We start from the raw sequence: 3,301 nt of genomic DNA, 5'->3' as shown, positions 1-3,301 counted from the left end.
AATGGGAATGCGTAGCTAATCCATTTGTAATATTATCGCAACAATTGTAACGATAATTCTGAAAAAATGAAATCAAATTCTAATTCTGAGGGTATTTCCAATTGTTTTGTTGGATTTTGAGAAAGAGTAAGGTAAATACTTTTAAAGCAATATAAAAGGAAAAATAGGTACCTTTATGCATGTTAAACTAGCATAAATAGGCATACTAGATAATTTTGAATTATTTAAATTTAAAGCATTTTTAACCCTGATGAGACACGAATCATTCTAATTATTAGTACAATTAGAATGTAAGATTTAATTGGAAAGAAGGGGTTATTGTGAAAGAAACAATTAGTAGTTATGAAGATTTAATGAATATGCTAGACTCATTATTGCGTGAACCAACTCAATTTTGGGATGATTTTTATTTTAATCGTGAAAAAGGAATTCCCTTTTTTACCAATAAACCAGATGAGAACTTAGTTAATTATTTCGAGAAAAAGCTACTTAATTCAGGAAAAGTTCTTGAACTTGGATGTGGTCCGGGAAGGAATGCGATTTACTTTGCTGAAAAAGGATGCTTAGTTGATGCAGTAGATTTATCACAGGAATCAATTCAATGGGCAACAGAACGAGCAAAAGAAAAAAATGTAAATATAAATTTTATTTGTAGTAATATCTTTGATTTGCAAATTGAAGAGGGTACATACGATATTGTGTATGATTCAGGATGCTTTCATCATATTGCTCCACACAGAAGAATGAGTTATATAAATTTGGTGAAAAAGGCTTTAAAACCAGGCGGTTATTTTGCAATCACTTGTTTTGTTCAAGGCGGAGAATTAGGTGGGGCAGACATAACGGATTGGGAAGTATACAAACTACAAAGTCTTAAAGGTGGATTAGGTTTTACAGATGAAAAACTTAGAGTCATCTTTAGAGATTTTTCTGAAGTAGAAATACGTAGAATGAAAGAGATAAAACAATCGAATAAAGTATTTGGTGTCTCTGGACTGTGGACAGCCTTATTTATGAAAAAGTTTACTGAGTAGGAAAAAGAATTATATTTATTTATGTTAACAAAGACTATGTGAACGAAGAAACCCTTCAAAAAATCTGAAGGGTTTCTTCTATATGAGAGAACGCTTTTTTATGTTTCAAGTAAGATTACTACTAGAATAACAAATGTTTATTAATTATTTCAAAATTCCAATTGAAATTATAGTCACCATGTTGACAAAAATACCGGAGATTGTTAATGTAATCATAGTCAACATGGTGACAAAATAAGGAGAGGATATATTTATGGAATATTCTAAAGTGCTTAGAGAGTTATATTTAATGCAGCAGACTTACGCTACTTTTTTTTCCGTTACTAATAAGCTGCAAATACAAGGTGATAACTACTTTGAGAAATTAACATCACGACAGTACATGATTATGCTTGCAATAGCCCACTTGCCAGAGGATGAAACAACACTCATTAATATTGCAAGAAAGATAGAGACCAGCAAACAAAGTGCAAAAAAACTGATAGTCAATTTGGAGAATAAAGGATATCTTGTTACGATGCCAAGCAAACGAGATAAACGTGCTATTAACGTTACAATCACAGAATCAGGAAAAAAGGTGATGCTAGAATGTGGTGAGAAAGCAGTATGCTTGATGGCGGATATTTTCAATGATTTCACAACGGAAGAATTAGAAACATTATGGAGTTTATTAAAAAGAATATATGGTAATAGCGACGAAGAAGAACAGGTTGGTTTTGAGGAAGATGTAAATTATAAATTTGAAGATCTAGAAGGGTTCCAAGAGGCACAAACTCGAGCTCTGGATCGTTTTGTTTTACGAAGAAAGCATTTTTAAATGGTCGAGATTAAAATATATAACATTATTGCTACTCAAAATTTTTATACTATTATGGAGGTCTTGTGATATGAAATTACAGATAAAACCAAAAGTTGCGCTTATTGATGAAAGGATTAATATTTCTGTTACAGAGTTGACGCCAGGAGAAAAGCTAAAAGTAACTGCATCCATGCATTTTCCGTGGGCAATAGGTGAAAAGTATGAATCATTCGCTTGGTTTACTGCAGATTCAAACGGTAATGTTGATTTATCAAAACATAAACCTGATTCTGGAACTTATGACTATATAGATAGTATGGGGCTTATTGCATCTTTACAAAAGATTAGTAGTGAGGGAGGGAATATGGCTCTTAATATATCAATAGAAAATAGTATATTTATTGATATAGTATGTGAATCCGGACAAGACCGAGAATGTGTAAGACTAGAGCGTATGTTCAAGTTACCTGAAGTGAAAAGACAACAGATTACTGATGAATTTATGGGAGAGTTGTTTTACTCTGACAACTCAAATAATAAAACGATTATAGTATTGGGTGGATCTGATGGTGAACGAAGTGGTCTTGCTCTTCTGTCAGGACCATTGGCATCTAGAGGTTTTAATGTTTTAACCGTTGGATACTTTAATGAAGAGGGATTACCTAAAAAGCTTGAAGAAATTCCTCTTGAATATTTTGAAAAGGTGCTTTTTTGGCTTAAAAAAAATCCATTAACACATGCTAGTGAAATATATGTACATGGTACATCTAAAGGCGGAGAGTTGGCGTTACTTCTTGCTTCAAGATACAACGTCATTTCTAAAGTAGCAGTTTCTGCACCTCATGCGTATTGTTTCCAAGCGTTAGATGGCCTTATGAGTGGAAAAAACGTTTCATCATGGTCATATGAAGGAAAATCATTGCCATTTATACCAGTTGATAATGACATTTTTTATGAGCATCAGCGTAGTTGCTTAGAAAAGAATACACCTTTTGGATTTACTACTACATATAAAAAGAGTGTAGAAATAGCAAAAAATAAAGAAGATGCGCGAATAAAAATAGAGAATGCACATGCAGATTTACTATTAATTGCAGGCCAGGAAGATAACGTGTGGAATACTTATGATGCATGTGTTGAAGTGATGGATACTTTGGTAAAACACAATTATAAATATGACTACAATCTTTTAGAGTATAAAGATTTAGGTCACTCATTACCAATACCGTATGTTGTACCTTTAAGTGAAACATTGAACGTAAAGATGGGTTTAGGAGTTTTTACTTGTGGTGGTACATTACAAGGGAATTCTTATGGCCAATCAGATTCTTGGCAGAAAACAATAGAATTTTTTATGAATTAATTTAACATTATAAAGGAAAATTATATGCAATTTTACATATTTGTTGATATTTAAGTTTAATATCTGTATATTATAATTAATAGTGTTATTTGTATTTGTATTTGT

General features: G+C 31.9%; 3 protein-coding genes. All 3 read left to right on the top strand.

The features are described from left to right. Positions 1–320 precede the first annotated feature (320 nt). The 3 genes from V7183_RS22980 to V7183_RS22970 all read left to right on the top strand — a co-directional run bounded on the left by V7183_RS22980 (position 321) and on the right by V7183_RS22970 (position 3,196). On the top strand, positions 321–1,034 hold the full coding sequence (locus tag V7183_RS22980) for a class I SAM-dependent methyltransferase (protein ID WP_097896342.1): 714 nt from the start codon (positions 321–323) through the stop codon (positions 1,032–1,034). A gap of 253 nt (positions 1,035–1,287) precedes the next feature. Next, on the top strand, positions 1,288–1,851 hold the full coding sequence (locus V7183_RS22975) for a MarR family winged helix-turn-helix transcriptional regulator (RefSeq protein WP_097896344.1): 564 nt from the start codon (positions 1,288–1,290) through the stop codon (positions 1,849–1,851). Positions 1,852–1,921: 70 nt separating this feature from the next. Further along, complete coding sequence (locus tag V7183_RS22970) at positions 1,922–3,196, top strand: acyl-CoA thioesterase/bile acid-CoA:amino acid N-acyltransferase family protein (protein WP_097896346.1); 1,275 nt, start codon at positions 1,922–1,924, stop codon at positions 3,194–3,196. Positions 3,197–3,301 lie beyond the last annotated feature (105 nt).

The sequence above is a fragment of the Bacillus sp. JJ1127 genome (assembly GCF_036965845.1).
In the GTDB taxonomy this organism is placed as follows: Bacteria; Bacillota; Bacilli; order Bacillales; family Bacillaceae_G; genus Bacillus_A.
The sequence above is the reverse complement of the archived record's forward strand: the minus strand, read 5'-3'. Positions and strand labels throughout refer to the sequence as shown.

Bases quoted from the DNA above. Each gene is read 5' to 3' on its own strand.
- V7183_RS22975 (WP_097896344.1), top strand. From the start codon at position 1,288: ATGGAATATTCTAAAGTGCTTAGAGAGTTATATTTAATGCAGCAGACT.
- V7183_RS22970 (WP_097896346.1), top strand. From the start codon at position 1,922: ATGAAATTACAGATAAAACCAAAAGTTGCGCTTATTGATGAAAGGATT.